Origin of the sequence: Paraburkholderia sp. PREW-6R (genome assembly GCF_039621805.1) — a bacterium.
Classification (GTDB): domain Bacteria; phylum Pseudomonadota; class Gammaproteobacteria; order Burkholderiales; family Burkholderiaceae; genus Paraburkholderia.
This window is the reverse complement of the sequence record NZ_CP155073.1, coordinates 776479-793095: the sequence shown is the minus strand read 5'-3', so window position 1 is coordinate 793095 and position 16617 is coordinate 776479. Positions and strand designations below refer to the sequence as shown.

Sequence of the window (16617 nt, the reverse complement as noted above, 5' to 3'; positions counted from 1 at the left end):
CCGATCATGAAAGTCATCAGCTCGATCCATGAATTGCGCGACCAGTTGCGCGGCCAGAATCGCACGGCCTTCGTGCCGACCATGGGCAACCTGCACGAGGGCCATCTTTCGCTGATGCGCCTTGCCCGTCAACACGGCGACCCGGTCGTGGCGAGTATTTTCGTCAACCGGCTGCAGTTCGGTCCTAACGAAGATTTCGACAAATATCCGCGCACGATGGAAGCGGACATCGAAAAACTTCAGAAGGAAAACGTCTACGTGCTTTTCGCGCCGACGGAGAAGGATCTGTATCCGGAGCCGCAGGAGTATCGCGTGCATCCGCCGCACGATCTGGGCGACATTCTCGAAGGCGAATTCCGGCCCGGTTTCTTTCAGGGCGTGTGCACGGTGGTGATGAAACTGATGTCGTGCGTGCAGCCGCGTGTTGCGGTATTCGGCAAAAAAGACTATCAGCAGTTGATGATCGTGCGCCGCATGTGCCACCAGTTCGCGCTGCCCACCGACATCATCGCCGCCGAAACGGTGCGCGACAGCGACGGCCTTGCGCTCAGTTCGCGCAACCGCTACCTGCAGGCCGCCGAGCGCGCCGAGGCGCCGGTGCTGGCCGCTGAACTCAATCGCGTGCGCGAAGCGGTGCTTTCCGGCGAGCGCGACTTCGCGAAGCTGGAACAGGCGGCGATGGCGGCCTTAGCCGCGCGCGGCTGGCAGCCCGACTACATTGCGGTACGCAAGCGCTCGAATCTGCTGCCACCGGGTCCGCAAGACGCCCATGCGGAACTCGTCGTGCTGGCTGCCGCCAAACTCGGCGCCACGCGCCTCATCGACAACCTCGAAATCTGACGCCGCCAAGGCCGGCACAGACACGCATACGCAGCAACAAGGGATTGGGTCATGCAACGCAACATGCTGAAATCGAAGATTCACCGCGTCGCGGTCACGCATTGCGAGCTTCATTACGAAGGCTCGTGCGCGATCGACGAAAATCTGCTCGAAGCGGCGAACATCGTGGAAAACGAACGGATCGACATCTGGAACATCAACAACGGCGAGCGGTTTTCCACGTACGCGATCAAGGGTGAGCGCGGCAGCGGCATGATTTCGCTGAACGGCTCGGCCGCGCGGCGCGCGCAACTGGGCGACCTGGTGATTATCGCCGCGTTTGCGGTGGTGGACGAAGCCGAACTGAAGGCCGGCTGGAAGCCGGATCTGGTGTTCGTCGACGAGAACAACAGGATCAAGGGCAGCCGCGATCACGTGCCGACACAAAACTGGACCTGAGCGGCATAGCGCTTCGTGGCAGCCGCTGCGAGCGCAGCATGACGGGCGCCGCCGTCTGATCGTGCGTCAGCCCTTCTTCCCTGCTCCGTTCGTCCATTCGACGATCGGCTGCCACTGCTCCAGATCTTTTTCCACCCGGCTTTTCGCGACGTCCCACAGCGTGAGCCCGTGCGCCGCGAGTTGCACGTAATTCTGCGTGTCGCGCAGATAGCCCAGCACCGGCAGCTTCAATCCCTCGACAAAGCGATGCAGCTGTTCCGCCGAGCGCGTGCGGGCGTCGACCCGCATGCCGACCACGCCAACTTCGATGGCGCCTTTGCGCACCGCCTTTTCCTTTGCGAGCCGTTCGAGAAAGTCCTGCGTGGCGAGAATGTCGAACATGGACGGCTGGAGCGGCACGATCACCTTGTCGGCGAGATCCAGCGCAATGTTCAGGCGATTGCCGTGCAGGCCGGCCGGCGTGTCGATGACAGCGTGTTCGAGCCCTTTCGGCGGCTTGACCGGCGTGTCTTGGTTGACTTCCCAGGTCTCGATGGCCGGCAGCGTCTCGGGCCGCAATGCGAGCCACGCCTGAGACGACTGCTGTTTGTCCAGGTCCGCCAGCGCGACCCATTCGCCGGTTGACGCGAAATAGCCGGCCAGATTGGTCGACAGCGTGCTCTTGCCCACGCCGCCCTTCGGATTCGCCACCACGATCACCGTCATGAATTCTCCCGGAAAGAAAGCTGGGCGCCGCCCAGCCGGTTGGCCGCACTGTTCTCGCCGGCCCACGCTGGTGTGTGAAAGCCCCGCCGGATAGAGACGCCCCCGCCGGCCCAGCCGTTGATAATATCGACAAATTCATCAGGGTCGAAGCCCTGAACGATTAAATAACCGCTGTGCGCCGCCGATTTTAACTACGAGAACCGACTCCATGAGCAAACTTCGCCCCGAATACACCATTGAACGCTTGCATGAACGCCAGACAGGTACGCTCCCCGACTTGCTGGGGGTGCACGTGCTGTCGCTCAAAGAAGGCATGCTGACTGCGGAACTGACGGTGCGCGAGGCATTGCTGGCGCCGAACGGCTTTCTGCACGCCGCGACGGTGATCGGCCTCGCGGACACTGCCTGCGGCTATGCGTGCCTCGCTCATCTGCCGGACACGGCGCGCAGCTTCACCACCATCGAACTGAAGAGCAACTTTCTCGGCACGGCGACGGCGGGCACGATCCGCACGGTGGCAACGAGCGTGCATCTCGGGCGGAGCACGCAGGTCTGGGACGCGACGGTCACCGACCCCACCGGCAAGACCATGGCGCTGTTCCGTTGTACGCAGATCGTGCTGTATTGACCGTGAAATGACACAAGCGGCTGCCGGACGTCAAGCGATCGCCGAATAGAGCTTCGCCAGATCCAGATGCGCCGCGAGCGTGTCGGCCAGCCGCTCGAGCGACGCTTCGCGCAGCGCCGGATAGTCGATCGCCTCGGCGTCGCTCAGACCGGCCCACGCGAGCAGCGCCGCACAGGCCGCGGGCGTGTCGAACAGGCCGTGCACATACGTGGCGAGAATCTGGCCATCGGCGGACAGCGCACCATCGGGCCGCGCCTCCGCTGCGCCGTCGAGTCGCAGTGCGGGACACGCCAGTGCCGCTCCGTGCGTCTCGCCCATGTGGATCTCGTAGCCGGCCACCTCCGGCGCGCCCGGCAGCGAAAGGCGGCCCGCCACGTTTTTCAGCGTCTTCTCGCGCGTGAGCACCGTCGAATAATCGAGCCACCCCAATCCGGCGAATGTCCCCGGCGCGCCTTCCACACCGTGCGGATCGGCCACCTCGCGTCCGAGCATCTGCATTCCGCCGCAAATGCCGATCACCCGCCCGCCGTAACGCAAATGCTTCTGCAACAACGCATCCCAGCCCTGAGCGCGCAAAAACGCCAGATCGCCCGGCACGTTTTTCGATCCCGGCAGGATGATCAGATCGGCGGGCGGCGGCGTCATGCCGCTGCGCACGTACTGGAAGTCGACTTGCGGATGCGCCCGCAGCGCGTCGAAATCCGTGTGATTGCTGATGTGCGGCAGCACCGGCACGACCACCCGCAGCATCCGGCTCGCGTCGGCGCGTCCCGCCGCGCGCAGATCGGGCGGCAGCATGTCTTCGGCGTCGAGCGTGAGGCCATGCAGATAGGGGACGACGCCGAGCACCGGCTTGCCGGTTTTCGCTTCCAGCCAGTCGAGCCCCGGCTTGAGCAGACTGAGGTCGCCGCGAAAACGGTTGATGACGAAGCCGCGCACGCGCGCCTGCTCGCTCGCCGACAGACACGCGAGCGTGCCGGTCAGATGAGCGAACACGCCGCCGCGGTCGATGTCGGCAACCAGCACCACCGGACAGTCCACCGCTTGCGCAAATCCCATGTTGGCAATGTCGCGATCACGCAGATTGATCTCGGCGGGACTGCCCGCGCCTTCCACGAAAATCGTGTCGTACGCCGCCTGCAAGCGCGCATACGATTCCAGCACGGCCTCGAACGCAATCGGCTTGTAGTCGTGGTAAGCACGCGCGTCGAGATTCATGCGCGCCTTGCCGTGGATGATCACCTGCGCGCCGCGGTCGCTCGTCGGTTTGAGCAGCACCGGGTTCAGGTCGGTGTGTGCGTCGATCCCCGCGGCCACCGCCTGTAATGCCTGCGCACGCCCGATCTCGCCGCCGTCGACCGTGACCGCGCTGTTCAACGCCATGTTCTGCGGCTTGAACGGCGCGACCCGCACGCCGGCGCGCCGCGCGAGACGGCACAGGCCGGCCACGAGCGTGCTCTTGCCGGCGTCGGACGTGGTGCCCTGAATCATCAGCGTGCCGCGCGGCACGGGAATGGCGTCCTGCGAAATGGAAGGGATGGTCACGGGATTGACGTTGGCACAATGGGAGGCGCGAAGGGGCAACGGCGCATTATCCCATCGCGCCGGGCCGCGCTGCGCGCCGGTACAATCACGCGATGACTTCCCGCGACCTCACCTTCGTTCTCGGCGGCGCCCGTTCGGGCAAAAGCCTGCACGCCGAACAGCTGGCGACCGATAGCGCGCTGCCCGTCACGTACATCGCCACCGCGCGCGCGAGCGACGACGCCGAGTTCAGCGCGCGCATCGCGCATCATCGCGAACGGCGCCCGGCGCAGTGGGGTCTGCACGAAGCGGGCGTCAATCTCGCGGAAGCCGTCGCGCGGCTGGACAAGCCCGGCCATTGTCTGCTGATCGACTGTCTCACGCTGTGGCTCGCCAATCTGCTTTGCCCGCCCGACACGGTCGAGGCGCCGCAAGCCGGCCACCATCACGCGCAGTTCGCCGCGCTCGAAACGGCGCTCACGCACGCGCAAGGCAAAATCATCGTAGTCAGCAACGAAATCGGCCTCGGCGTCGTGCCGCTCGGCGCGGCGACGCGTCTTTATGTCGACGAACTCGGCCGCCTCAATCAGCGCGTCGCCGCCCTCAGCACGCAGGTCACGATGATGGTCGCGGGCTTGCCGCTCGCGCTGAAAGCGGCGGACCGCGCATGATGCTGTCGCTGCCGCTTACCGTCACGCTGGCGACCGCGGGCGTCGTGGTCGACCGCTGGTTTGGCGAGCCGCGTGTCGCGCATCCGCTGGTCGCTTTCGGCAAATGGGCGATGCGCGTCGAAAAACGCTACAACACGGGCCGGCGTCTCAGGCTCAAAGGCATGCTCGCGTGGACGATCGCGGTGCTGCCCCCGGTGCTGGTCGCGTGGGCGCTCGTCGCCGTGCTGCCGTTTTTCACGGCCTGCATGGTGCACGTTCTGTTGCTCTGGTTCGCGCTCGGGGCGCGCAGTCTGCGCGATCACATCGCGCCGATTGCCGAGGCGCTGGCGCAACACGATCTCGACCAGGCGCGAATGCTGACGGCGCGGATCGTCTCGCGCGAAACCGCGAATGCCGACGAAGCCGCACTGTCGCGCGCGGCCGTCGAATCGGCGCTCGAAAACGGCAACGACGCCGTATTCGGCGCGCTGTTCTGGTTTGCGATCGCGGGCGGTCCTGGCGCGCTCGGCTTCCGTCTCGCCAATACGCTCGACGCAATGTGGGGTTATCGCACGCCGCGCTATCTGCGTTTCGGCTGGGCGGCTGCGCGCTTTGACGACGTGCTGAACTGGATTCCCGCACGCCTTACCGCCGCGAGCTATGCGCTGCTCGGCGACACGCGCACTGCGTGGCGCTGCTGGCGCGAGCAGGCGCCGCGCTGGGACAGTCCGAACGCCGGACCGGTCATGGCGTCCGGCGCGGGCAGCCTGAACGTGCTGATCGGCGGCCCGGCGGTCTATCACGGCTCGGTCGAATACCGGCCCACCCTCGGCTTCGGCCATCCCGCCAGGGCCAGCCATGTCACGGCCGCGCTGACGCTCGTCGAGCGCACCGTCATTTTGTGGCTGGCCCTGCTGATCGTGCTGGCGTTGCTGAGCGTGCCCTTTGCGCGCTGATCGTCATGGCTGATTCCCATTCGCCTGGTTTTACGTGCGGCGCCGGCACGAGCGAAGCGGCCGCCGCGCTGACCATCGCGGCCCCGGTCGGCGCCGCCATCAGGCACGGCGGCAATCTGCACGAAGCGGCGCAGCTTTACCGCATTCCGTACGAGCAATGGCTCGACCTGTCGACCGGCATCAATCCGCACGGCTATCCGGTTCCTCCCGTTCCCGCCGATGTCTGGCGCCGCCTGCCCGACGAAGGCGACGGTTTTGCCGCCTGCGCCGCGCGCTATTACGGCGCGCCGGACGCCGCGCACGTGCTGCCGGTCGCGGGCAGCCAGGCGGCGATTCGCGCGTTGCCGGCATGCCTGCCGCGCGCGCGGGTGGGAATCGCGACGCTGACTTACGGCGAATATGCGCCGGCGTTCGAGCGCGCCGGTCACGAGGTTGCATCGCTCGATATGTCGTCGCACGCGCTGCCCGAGTCGCTGACGCATGGGGTTGTCGTCAACCCGAACAACCCGACCGCCGAGCGACAGGACGCTGCCACGCTGTTGCACTGGCATGCGCAATTGAGCGCGCGAGGCGGCACGCTGATCGTCGACGAAGCGTTCGCCGATGCGATGCCGTCGGCGTCCGGATCGCTCGCTGCGCACACACATCGTGACGGCTTGATCGTGCTGCGCTCGCCGGGCAAATTCTTCGGCCTCGCGGGTGTGCGTTCTGGCTTCGTGCTCGCCACGCCGGCCACGCTGTCTGCGCTGCGCGGCGCACTCGGCGCATGGACGGTCAGCGGTCCCGCGCGCCACGCGGTCAAAGCCGCGTTTGCAGACGAAGCGTGGCAACGCGACATGCGCGTGCGACTCGACGCCGAAAGCGCGCGGCTGGTGGCGTTGCTCGGCGCGCACGGTTTCGCCACGCGCGGCACGCCGCTTTTCGCGTGGACCGCCGACGCGCGCGCCGCTGCTTTGCATCACGCATTGGCGCGTCGCGGTATCTGGACGCGCCTCTTCGAACCGTCGGGCAGTGTGCGCTTTGGCCTGCCGGCGAATGCTCACGAATGGACACGCTTCGAGGACAGTCTGCGTGACGCGGTTCGCGACATGGACGCGCCCGCGAATTCATTCTGAAGCGACGCCCTCCACCCTCTCTATCCGGCGGTCCCATCCACGCCAGCGCATTCACACGATGACACGATGATCCGACCGACGTCCCGCTTCCCGTTCGCCCGCTCGAGCTCGCACCTGTGGAGCGCCCTGAGTGCCGCCACGCTTTTCGCCATCTCGCTGCCCGCGTGCGCCGCCATCACCGTCACCGACGACACCGGCGCGGCCGTAACGCTTGCCGCACCGGCACAGCGCGTGATCAGCCTCGCGCCGCACGTGACCGAACTGCTCTACGCGGCGGGTGGCGGTACGAAAATCGTCGGCGCGGTGTCGTATAGCGACTACCCGCCTGCGGCGCAACAGTTGCCGCGCGTCGGCGATAACAAGGCGCTCGACCTCGAACGGATCGTGGCGCTGAAACCGGATCTGATCGTGGTGTGGCGGCATGGCAATGCGCAACGTGAGCTGGAACGTCTGCGCGAGCTGCATGTGCCGCTTTATTTCAGCGAGCCGCATCGTCTCGACGACGTCGCCGTGTCGTTGACGAAACTCGGCGAACTCCTTGGCACCTCGCAGATCGCCGACGCCGCTGCTGCGTCCTTCCGGCGGGACATCGCGCAACTGCGCGCAAGCTATGCAAGCCGGCCGCCGGTGAGCGTGTTCTATCAGGTATGGGATCGGCCGCTCATGACACTGAACGGCGAGCACATGATCAGCGACGTGATCGCGCTGTGCGGCGGCCGCAATGTGTTCGCCGGACTGAAACCGCTGGTACCCACGGTTTCGACCGAAGCGGTGCTCGCCGCCAATCCCGAGGTGATCGTGACCGCCGCCCCGGGTGCCACGAAGCCCGACACGAGCTTGCCGCAACTCGGCACGTGGCGTGCGTGGCCGGGTTTGAAAGCGGTAGCCGAGAACAACCTCTTTGCAATCGACGGCGATCTGATCAATCGCCCCGCGCCGCGGATCGCGCAGGGTGCGAAAGCGTTGTGTGAGGATCTGGAAGTGGCGCGCACAAGGCAGAAGACGCGCGACTAGGCATGCGTGGCGCGATCAGCCCATCGCGCCGGCCGCCGCGCTTTCTGCGGCACTCATGCGTTCCACCTGACCAGCGACCACTGCTGCGTCGCGTCGTCCCGACGCAGCCAGACCACGCATCCCGTTTCCAGCGACCAGCGCAGACAGCGCTCCAGCGGCACCTCCAGCACCAGCGACGCAATCACCCGCATCACTCCCGCGTGCGTGACCACATAAGCCGGCGACAACTCGCGTGTCTGCACGAACGCGTCGAGCCACACCCTGACGCGCGCGGCGAATTGCGCGACGCTTTCACCGCCGTGTGCGCGCGCGTGTTCGAAATTCGACGCCCAGTCGTCGAGCAACTCGCGGTCGATTGCATCCCAGCGCTGCGCTTCCCAATCGCCGAAGTTCATTTCCTTCAGACAATCGTCGTGGCTGAGCGCGCAGCCAAAATCGGCCGCCAACTCGGAAGCCAGCGCCGAACAGCGCTTCAGCGGACTCGACAGCACCACGCGCGGCGCGGGTATCTGCAGGGTCGCGAGCCTCAACGCAAGTGTCGTCGACGATATTTCGGCATCCTCTGCAAGTGCGACATCACTGTGGCCATAGCACACGCCCGCATCGAGCGCGACGGCCGGATGACGAATCAATACGATATCCATGCAAGCCCCACCAGATAGATGGCCGTTTCGAAAATCTGCTGCGCGAAGCCGAGACAGTCTCCCGTATAACCGCCAATGCGTCTGACAAAATAGCGGCCCATCGCGACACGCAGCACGAGCAGGACAGCAAGCATTGCACCGCCGAAGCGCCACGCCGGCGCGCCGAATCCGTCAGGCCAGAACAGCCACGGCAGACCGGACAAGGCGGCAATGAGCCACGCGAGAACACTCAAACGCCGCGCAACCGGTTTGGCCTTTCCTTCCGCGCGGACATAATCGAGCGTGACCAGATAGCTGATCGCGACCGCACGGCTCGCTGCGTGCGCCGCGACCATCAAGGCGGCGGCGCGCATCGGCGGCAATGCGGTCAGCGTCTGCCATTTCAACGCCAGTGCAACGATCAGCGCGATAGCGCCGAAAGCGCCGATGCGTGAATCACGCATGATCCGCAGCGCATCCTCCTGCGTATAGGCGCCACCGAACGCATCGACGCAATCGGCGAGACCGTCTTCGTGAAACGCGCCGGTAACCAGCAACGACGTCGCCATTGACAGCAGCACCGCCACGCTCGCCGGAAAGACATGCAGCGCACCAAGATAGACGAGCGCGCTCAATGCACCGATCAATACGCCGACGAGCGGAAAATAGCGCGCCGCTGCATTCAGATAATGCGGCTGAAATCCCACCCATCCCGGCACGGGCACCCGTGTGAAATAACCGAGCGCGGTGAAGAAGTAACGCAGCTCCGCGAGCGGATTCATGGATGAGCGGCCTGCAACGGGGAATCGGAAAGCAGGTTCATCGGCATGTCAGGATTCCCGATTCGCGACGCCGGCCGACTCGAAGCTCGCCATCTCATTGACGAACGCCGCGGCCGCGCGCAGCAGCGGCACGGCCAACGCGGCGCCGGTGCCTTCGCCGAGCCGCATGTCGAGCGCCAATAGCGGAGTCGCGCCGAAATGGTCGAGCATGCGGCGGTGTCCCGCCTCGTTCGACGCATGCGCAAACACACAGTACTCGCGCACATCCGGCGCAAGCGCGTCGGCGATCAGCAGCGCCGATGTGGCGATGAAACCGTCGACGAGAATGGTCATGCGCGCGTGGGCGGCGGCGAGATACGCGCCGGCCATCATCGCGATCTCGAAGCCGCCGAACGTGGCGAGCACATCCAGCGAGTCCGACGACACGGCATGCCGCGCAAGCGCCGACGCCAGCACGTTGCGCTTTCTTGCCAGTCCCTCGTCGTCGAGCCCGGTGCCACGGCCGACGCATTCGTCGATCGGCACGTTGCACAGGCGGCTCATCACACACGCCGCCGCCGACGTATTTGCAATCCCCATTTCGCCAAAGCCGATCACGTTGGTGCCGAGCGCCGCGTGATGCTCTACGCGTGCCGCGCCGGCCTGCATCGCGGCGAGCGCCTGCTCGCGCGTCATCGCCGGTTCGTGCGCGAAATTGCGTGTACCGGACGCGACCGGAATGTCCACGAGTCCTTCCGTCGACGGTAGCGGGGTTGCCATTCCAGCGTTCACCACTTCGAGCTCCATGCCCGACACACGGCTCAACGCATTGATCGCCGCGCCGCCCGCCAGAAAATTGGCGACCATTTGCGCAGTCACGGCCTGCGGGTAAGGACTCACGCCTTCGGCCGCGACGCCGTGGTCGCCGGCGAAAACGATCATCGCCGGACGCGTCACCGCAGGATGCGTGCTGCGCTGGATCAGGCCCATCTGCCGCGCCAGCGTTTCGAGCCGGCCCAGACTGCCAGGCGGCTTGGTCTTGGTGTCGATGATGTGTTGCAGGTCTGCGCGCAACGTTTGATCGAGCGGTTCGACTTCGGGTAATCCGGGCAGACGTGACGTGACGGTCATAAGCGTTTGGGAAGAGAGAGTTGTTTCGGTCGACCGGTCAGCCGGCCGGAAAATCATAACTGGAAGCCGATTCATGATTGGGACGCAGCGCGGGAATCAGCGCTTCGTGCGCGCCGTCGCGAATCAGCACCATCGGATAGCCGAATGTGCGGCTCGTCAGCTCGGGCGTCAACACGTCGCGCACGGCGCCGGCGAACGCGTGGCCCTGGCCGTCGAGCAGGAGCGCATGCGTGGCGAAGCGCCGCGCCAGATTCAGGTCATGGCACGAGAACAGCACGGTGCGCCCCGGTTCGCGGACCCACGCGTGCAGCGCGTCGAGGCAGCCGATCTGATGGTGCAGGTCCAGGTGCGACAGCGGTTCATCGAGCAGCAGCAACGGCGCCTGCTGGCACAGCACGGCCGCGAGCGCCACGCGTTGACGCTCGCCGCCCGAGAGCGACAGCACGTCACGCGCGGCCAACGGCGCAAGCCCCAGCAGGTCCAGCGCGGCATACGCAGTCTCACGGTCAGCCTCGCGTTCCCAGCCCCAGCCGCCCAGATGCGGAAAGCGGTTCAGCAGCACGATGTCGAGCACGCTGGCGCTGAACGCATCGGGCGTGCTTTGCGGCATCAACGCGCGGCGCTGGGCCAGCGGCAACGCTTGCCAGTCGCCGACGCGCACGCCGTCCAGTTCGACCTGCCCCGCCGACGGCGCCCGCAAACCCGCGAGCGTGGACAGCAGCGTCGTCTTGCCCGCGCCGTTCGGCCCCGCGACGCACCAGATTTCACCTGTGTGAAAGGTATGTGTGAACGTGTCGAGCAGCATCCGCTCGCCTGCTTGCAGCGTTAGACGTTGCGCGCTGAGCGCGGCATGACTCGCGCCATTGCCGCTTTGTCCACTCTTGATGTGAGGAGCGTCGATCATCGGCGGGTGCGCAGCAGCATCCAGAGAAATACCGGCACGCCGATGATCGACGTGATCACGCCAACCGGCAATTGCGCCGGTGCGACGACGGTGCGTGCGAGCAGATCGGCGCCCATCACCGCAACGCCGCCGCCTAGCGCCGCGGCGGGCAGCAGCATGCGTTGATCGTTGCCGAACGCAAGCCGCAGCATGTGCGGCACCACCAACCCGACAAAGCCGATGGTGCCCGCCGTCGTCACGGCGGCGGCAGCCGCGAGCGACGCAACCAGATACACGCGCAGGCGCAACGGCGTGACCGCGACACCTAGCGCCTGCGCGGCGGCGTCGCCGCGCAGCAGCACGTTCAGCCGCGGCGCAGCGGGGACGATCACGATCAGCACGACGACGAGCGCGACGAGCGCTGTCCACGGCATGGCGCCGCCATTGAGGTCGCCGGTCAGCCAGAAGAGCATGCCGCGCAGACGGTTATCGGGTGCGAGGTTGAGCAGCAACGTGATGAGCGCCCCCCAACCGGCTGCGACCACCGCGCCGGTGAGCAGCAAACGTGGCGACGCGTCCTGCGGTTCACCTCGCCACAACTCGCGGCGCGCCAGACCGAGGACGAGCAGGATCGACACGAAAGCGCCGCAGAACGCGCTGGCGTCGACGATCCACCACGTGCTGCCCGCGATCATCGCGACGAGCGCGAAGGTCGCCGCGCCGCCCGAGACGCCCAGTACATAGGGCTCAGCAAGCGGATTGCGCAGCAGCACCTGAAGCAACGCGCCGGCGAGAGCCAGCAGCGCACCGCATGCAAAGCCGGCGATGGCGCGAGGCAGTCGCAGCGTGCGGACGATTTCCACGGCGAGATCGTTCGCGCTGCCAGGCGACGCGGAGGACGGCATCAGCGCCGCGAATACATGCGACGGCGCGAGCGGCACACTGCCGAGCGCGAGCGACGCCACCAGCACGACGAGCGCGACCAACGCCAACGCGAGCCAGATCGTTGCGGCGCGCCGTGCGGTCATCACGCGCAACGGCGCCGGACGCGCGGTGCCGGCCGGGCGTGTGAGTCGCCCGGCGGGCATCGGGCCTGGGCGCCGGTTCATTCGCGCAGCCCCGGCGCGGCGCCCCCGTCACTGCTGTTGCCAGCCAACCGTGACATACGCACCGCGCTTCGGCGAGTGATACGAGTAGGCCGTCTCATAGTCCTTGTTCAACAGATTCTGGATTTGCGCCGCCACGTACCACGCCTTCGTGATGTTGTAGCGCGCGGACAGATTCACTACGTTATAGCCGCCGAGCTTGCCGCTGCTGTCGTTGCTCGGGCCGCTCACGATCCACTCGCCGCCGACCCGCCACCCCGCGATGCTGCGATTCAGCGCGAGCGATCCGAAGCGCCGCGCACGCCGCACAAGGTCGATGTCGTTATCGAGGTCGACGGGGTTTTGCATCGTAAAAGAAGCACGCACGTCCGTCTTGCCGACGTGTCCGCTCCACGATCCTTCGAGTCCCTGCACCTTCGCATGGCCGACGTTCTCGGCCAGATAAACACCGGGCGAAACCTGCGGGTAGTCGATCAGATTCGAGTAGCGCGTCTGGAACGCGCTCAAGCGCATCACGCCCAACGCATTCGACGCATACTGCAGCGCCGCTTCGATCGAATGGCTGCGTTCCGGTTGAATCGACGGATTGCCACTGTACGGATAGTACAGATCGTCGAAGCTCGGCGCGCGAAACGCATCGGAATAGCTTGCGGTTGCCTTCCACTGGTTCGTGATGTCGAAGCCGTAGCCGAGATAGTAACTGTTCGCCCCACCAAAATCGGAATACTGGTCGCGCCGCACGTTCGCCTGGATCTGGTTGCGGCCAAAGCGTCCCGAGTAGCCGACGAAGCCCGAATCCACGTGACGGTTCGGCGCTGCGAACGTATCCGAATCCAGACTCTGATCGAGATGCTCGTAGCCGGCCTGCAGTTTCTGCTGCGCGGCCAGCGCAAAATCGTTCTGCCAGGTGTACTGCCGGTTGTCCGTGTCGAAGCGGCCGTTATAGAGACCATTCGTATCTGACACGCTGCGGTCGTCGCCCTCGGAGACGATGAAGTGCGTGGTCCACCAGTCTGTCAGCTTGCCGTTCGCAAACACCGACATCTGCCGCACTTTGCTGTACAGGTTGTTCAGATCGGTGGGCGCTCCGTACGCGTTGTCGTAGCTGTCGTTACCGTTGGACTGGAAATACGTGATGCCCGCGTCCCACTTCGCGTCGAACCTGTGCCGCAGCGAGGCCGAGATGCTCTCGTTCAGATAGCCGTTCGCGTTCGGATTCGCGCCGGGCGCTTCGCGCGGATCGATCGACGAGAAGCCGTCGTCCTTCGAGCGCGCCAGTGACAGGCTGAAGGTCGTATTGCCGTCCTTATCGAGCGCGCCGTTCACCCCGGCCTGCTGCGTCTGCGTGTGATAGCTGCCGTAGCCGACGGAAAAATTGAAGCGCGGCGGGTGATCTCCGCCGTCCTTCGTGAACACCTGCACGACGCCGCCTATCGCGCCGGAGCCGTACAACGCGGATACGTTGCCGTTCACCACTTCGACGTGGTCGACCTGATCGAGCGGAATCAACGCGATCTGCGACGCACCGAGGCTCACCGAGTCGACCCGCACGCCGTCGATCAGCACGAGCGACTGCGTGGACGACGCACCGCGCAGGGAGAGGCTTGCCGTCGAACCCGGTGCGCCTGTGCGAGAGATTTGCGCGCCCGGCGCGAGCTGCAGCAAGCCGGGAAGATCGGTTGCGGTGGTATCGGCGATATCCTGCCGATCGAACAGCGTGGTCTGCGCAATCGTATCGGCAAGTGCTTGCGGCGAGCGAGCCGCCGTCACCACCACCGGCGACAGCAGCGTGGCGGATGAATCGGCGGAAGCAGAGTCTGCGGTGCTCGCGCCGCCGGCGTCACTGGCGCTGCTGGCTTCACCCGCGGCGAGAGCAGAAGAAGAAGACGAAGTGGAAGAAGAAGCGGCAGCCTGAGCATGCACGGCATACGGCAGACCCGCGAAGGCGACAAGCGCCGCGCGAGCGATGGGGGACAACATTGGATGACATTCCTGTGGATAGCGTGCACGGCCCGCTTCCCCGCAGGCCGATGCGTAACGAGGCGACCCCCTTGCATTCAACGTTTGCGTGGGACGTCCCTCTCCCTTTGGCCGGTATCCGGGCTGGCGACTTATCGACTCCGCCTTCCCACGCAGGACGCGCAGTGGCACACTCGCACGTTCAGCTTCGAACATGCGTTCAGAATCGATCTGCATCGAGAATGCGGTCGCTTACCGTTGCGGGGGCAGCGCAGGTTGGCGCATCGTGACTACGCGCCCTGCTTCCCGTTTAACTGCACGCACTGTCGAGAAGCGCGCGCGGGCACCAAAGTGCGGCCAGTTTATGAGTGGCCTTGGGGCTCGTCAAGAATCGTCGGCTCCCGCCAACCTGTTCTTCAAAGAGGCAGGTTCCTGTTCTGGCGCGGGAGTCGTTATTCATCATATGGTCGACAAAAGCCCGCATAAAGCGACGTTGTTACGTCTCGAAACGAGACAAATGTCGGAACCTGCAATATTCCGCGCTAAAATGCGATGTCTTTAGAGGACGCAGCAGATGCTCACCGAACTCGAAACACTTTCACAGAATATCGGCCAGCTGATTGCGATCAGCCAGCGCCACAATGAAGCGCGAATCGCGCTCGAAGAGCAGCTTGCGCAATCGCGCGCCGAGGTCGAGGCCACGCGCACGGAACTTGCAGCGCTGCGCGACGAGCGCGACGCGTTGCAAGCGGAACGCGACGCCCTGTCCGCGAAAATCGACGACGCTCAGGTACGCCTGAACGCCATTCTCGAGAAGCTGCCGCGCGGTCGCACGCAAAGCGAGCCGGACAGCCAGCTCGATCTGCTCGAGCCCGCGCAGCAGGAAGTCGAAACGCAAAGCGACGTGACCCGCCACGGAGAAAATGCATGACCACGAAGCAGATCGAAGTGTCGATTCTCGACGTGCCCTATCGCCTCGCGTGCTCGGCGGAAACGGAAGGGGCATTGCTTGAAGCAGTGGCGCGCGTCGACGCCGAAATGTCGAAGATTCGCAATAACAGCAATGTGCGCGGCACGGATCGCATTGCCGTCATGGCTGCGCTGTCGCTGGCATCGGAACTGCTTAGGCTGCAGTCGAGCGTGCGACATGGAGAAGCATTTCCCGCTGAAGAAATCCGGCGTACAATGCATCAAATGAACGAACAGCTGGGGACAGTGATTCAGCAGTACAGCATGCAGTAAGTGGTATGCGGTGAGTCGCGGTTTCCTTGTAGTGCTGGTTGAATGGTTGTTGCTTCAATGGCTTATAGCTTCATCGGTTTAGCTTCCCTGCCTGGTTCGCCAAGGTCATATATTCCTTGAACCAATGCCATGTGCACGGTTGCGGAAATTTGTAGCACGGGTGTGCGCGTCACTCTGTCTGATGTACCCGAAGTGCTGCTAACTGCGACCAATTCTGAACCTCCGGTTCAGGATGCCGGCCTAGCGGCTAAGGCGGGGACCTTATCAAGAACGGCATCGGACACACGTCCGGTGCCGTTTTTCTTTGGGCTCCGCATCTCCAGGTTTCATCCAACTCTTCACGTTCACTTCGATTCATGCGCTACTGGCTAATGAAGTCCGAACCGGACGAAGCAAGCATCGACCATCTGGCGAACGCACCGCATCGCACGTTGCCTTGGACCGGCGTACGCAATTACCAGGCGCGCAATTTCATGCGCGACATGATGCAGGTGGGCGACGGCGTTCTGTTCTATCACTCCAGTTGTCCCGAGCCGGGCATCGCGGGCATCGCCGAAGTGTCGTCTACGGCTTATCCCGATCCCACGCAGTTCGACAGGAAGAGTCCGTATTACGACCCGAAGTCGTCCCAGGAAACGCCGCGCTGGCTGCTCGTCGACGTCGTCTTCAAGAAGAAGATTCCGCTGATACCGCTCGCCGCGTTGCGCGAGCACGAGGAGTTGAAGGACATGCGCGTGCTCGCCAAAGGCAATCGTCTTTCCATCACGCCGGTGACCGAAGCCGAATGGCGCTTCATTACCAAACGGCTGATCTGATCCCCGCTGCATTCCGGTTTGATTCCGCTTGTCTTCTGGTCTCATTCCAATCGCATATTGGGCGCATCCGCGAGCTTAACGCCTACAGTCAAAGCTGAGCCGCGCGTCGACTCAGGGAACCAAGCGAAGGTTACAACCGCCTAACGGACGCTGAAACCGGGACTGATAACGTGACGCTCCTGCGTCGCGCCTCTCCCGGTCGTGCACAACCTGTTCAAGCAAGGGGT

General features: G+C 64.7%; 18 protein-coding genes, 1 other RNA gene and 1 riboswitch. Of the genes, 11 read left to right on the top strand and 8 right to left on the bottom strand.

What is annotated here, in order from left to right; translation table 11 throughout:
• Window positions 1-6: 6 nt before the first annotated feature.
• Both panC and panD read left to right on the top strand, forming a co-directional pair.
• A complete protein-coding gene (gene panC / locus AAGS40_RS03490; protein ID WP_345813186.1) occupies window positions 7-840 on the top strand; it encodes a pantoate--beta-alanine ligase in 834 nt (277 codons plus the stop codon).
• A 51-nt stretch (window positions 841-891) separates the two neighbouring features.
• Entirely contained in the window at window positions 892-1278 is a 387-nt protein-coding gene (panD, locus tag AAGS40_RS03485) for an aspartate 1-decarboxylase (protein ID WP_345813185.1), read from the top strand.
• Window positions 1279-1344: 66 nt separating this feature from the next.
• Here panD and AAGS40_RS03480 read toward each other — a convergent pair whose 3' ends face one another.
• Window positions 1345-1983 (bottom strand): ParA family protein, encoded by a 639-nt coding sequence (locus tag AAGS40_RS03480; RefSeq protein ID WP_345813184.1) that lies wholly within the window; start codon window positions 1981-1983, stop codon window positions 1345-1347.
• Window positions 1984-2191: 208 nt separating this feature from the next.
• Between AAGS40_RS03480 and AAGS40_RS03475 the strand changes: the two genes are divergently transcribed.
• The gene (locus tag AAGS40_RS03475) at window positions 2192-2611 is read left to right on the top strand and encodes a PaaI family thioesterase (protein WP_345813182.1); all 420 of its coding nucleotides are present in this window, start codon (window positions 2192-2194) and stop codon (window positions 2609-2611) included.
• 30 nt (window positions 2612-2641) lie between these two features.
• Here the strand turns inward: AAGS40_RS03475 and AAGS40_RS03470 are convergent, their stop codons facing one another.
• Complete coding sequence (locus AAGS40_RS03470; protein WP_345814240.1) at window positions 2642-4102, bottom strand: cobyric acid synthase; 1461 nt, start codon at window positions 4100-4102, stop codon at window positions 2642-2644.
• Between the two features lie 146 nt (window positions 4103-4248).
• On the opposite strand from AAGS40_RS03470, the gene cobU reads away from it, so the two are divergent.
• The 4 genes from cobU (at window position 4249) to AAGS40_RS03450 (ending at window position 7870) form a co-directional block, all read left to right on the top strand.
• On the top strand, window positions 4249-4806 hold the full coding sequence (gene cobU / locus AAGS40_RS03465) for a bifunctional adenosylcobinamide kinase/adenosylcobinamide-phosphate guanylyltransferase (protein WP_345813181.1): 558 nt from the start codon (window positions 4249-4251) through the stop codon (window positions 4804-4806).
• Window positions 4806-5741: an adenosylcobinamide-phosphate synthase CbiB gene (gene cbiB / locus AAGS40_RS03460; RefSeq protein ID WP_345814239.1), complete on the top strand. Its 936-nt coding sequence runs from the start codon at window positions 4806-4808 to the stop codon at window positions 5739-5741. Before cobU ends, cbiB begins: the two co-directional genes overlap by 1 nt.
• Before the next feature lie 5 nt (window positions 5742-5746).
• Entirely contained in the window at window positions 5747-6856 is a 1110-nt protein-coding gene (cobD, locus tag AAGS40_RS03455) for a threonine-phosphate decarboxylase CobD (protein ID WP_345813180.1), read from the top strand.
• A 66-nt stretch (window positions 6857-6922) separates the two neighbouring features.
• Entirely contained in the window at window positions 6923-7870 is a 948-nt protein-coding gene (locus AAGS40_RS03450; protein ID WP_345813179.1) for a cobalamin-binding protein, read from the top strand.
• A 53-nt stretch (window positions 7871-7923) separates the two neighbouring features.
• Here AAGS40_RS03450 and cobC read toward each other — a convergent pair whose 3' ends face one another.
• The 6 genes from cobC to AAGS40_RS03420 are packed head-to-tail and all read right to left on the bottom strand — an operon-like array spanning window position 7924 to window position 14354.
• Window positions 7924-8514, bottom strand: a complete 591-nt coding sequence (gene cobC, locus AAGS40_RS03445; protein WP_345813177.1) for an alpha-ribazole phosphatase — start codon at window positions 8512-8514, stop codon at window positions 7924-7926.
• The gene (locus AAGS40_RS03440; protein WP_345813176.1) at window positions 8499-9275 is read right to left on the bottom strand and encodes an adenosylcobinamide-GDP ribazoletransferase; all 777 of its coding nucleotides are present in this window, start codon (window positions 9273-9275) and stop codon (window positions 8499-8501) included. The genes cobC and AAGS40_RS03440 overlap by 16 nt, the downstream gene beginning before the upstream one ends.
• Window positions 9276-9323: 48 nt before the next feature.
• Window positions 9324-10385, bottom strand: coding sequence for a nicotinate-nucleotide--dimethylbenzimidazole phosphoribosyltransferase (gene cobT / locus AAGS40_RS03435; RefSeq protein WP_345813175.1), 1062 nt, complete (start codon window positions 10383-10385; stop codon window positions 9324-9326).
• A 37-nt stretch (window positions 10386-10422) separates the two neighbouring features.
• Window positions 10423-11289, bottom strand: coding sequence for an ABC transporter ATP-binding protein (locus tag AAGS40_RS03430; RefSeq protein ID WP_345813174.1), 867 nt, complete (start codon window positions 11287-11289; stop codon window positions 10423-10425).
• A complete protein-coding gene (locus tag AAGS40_RS03425) occupies window positions 11286-12356 on the bottom strand; it encodes an iron ABC transporter permease (RefSeq protein ID WP_345814238.1) in 1071 nt (356 codons plus the stop codon). The genes AAGS40_RS03430 and AAGS40_RS03425 overlap by 4 nt, the downstream gene beginning before the upstream one ends.
• Before the next feature lie 48 nt (window positions 12357-12404).
• Window positions 12405-14354: a TonB-dependent receptor gene (locus AAGS40_RS03420; protein ID WP_345813173.1), complete on the bottom strand. Its 1950-nt coding sequence runs from the start codon at window positions 14352-14354 to the stop codon at window positions 12405-12407.
• 91 nt (window positions 14355-14445) lie between these two features.
• Window positions 14446-14699: riboswitch (cobalamin riboswitch) on the bottom strand.
• A gap of 208 nt (window positions 14700-14907) precedes the next feature.
• On the opposite strand from AAGS40_RS03420, the gene AAGS40_RS03415 reads away from it, so the two are divergent.
• The 4 genes from AAGS40_RS03415 to AAGS40_RS03400 all read left to right on the top strand — a co-directional run bounded on the left by AAGS40_RS03415 (window position 14908) and on the right by AAGS40_RS03400 (window position 16390).
• Window positions 14908-15264 (top strand): ATPase, encoded by a 357-nt coding sequence (locus AAGS40_RS03415; RefSeq protein WP_345813172.1) that lies wholly within the window; start codon window positions 14908-14910, stop codon window positions 15262-15264.
• Entirely contained in the window at window positions 15261-15575 is a 315-nt protein-coding gene (locus AAGS40_RS03410) for a cell division protein ZapA (protein WP_345813171.1), read from the top strand. Before AAGS40_RS03415 ends, AAGS40_RS03410 begins: the two co-directional genes overlap by 4 nt.
• A gap of 81 nt (window positions 15576-15656) precedes the next feature.
• Window positions 15657-15838: non-coding RNA, 6S RNA (ssrS, locus tag AAGS40_RS03405), on the top strand.
• Between the two features lie 93 nt (window positions 15839-15931).
• Window positions 15932-16390, top strand: coding sequence for an EVE domain-containing protein (locus tag AAGS40_RS03400; RefSeq protein ID WP_345813170.1), 459 nt, complete (start codon window positions 15932-15934; stop codon window positions 16388-16390).
• Window positions 16391-16617: the final 227 nt, after the last annotated feature.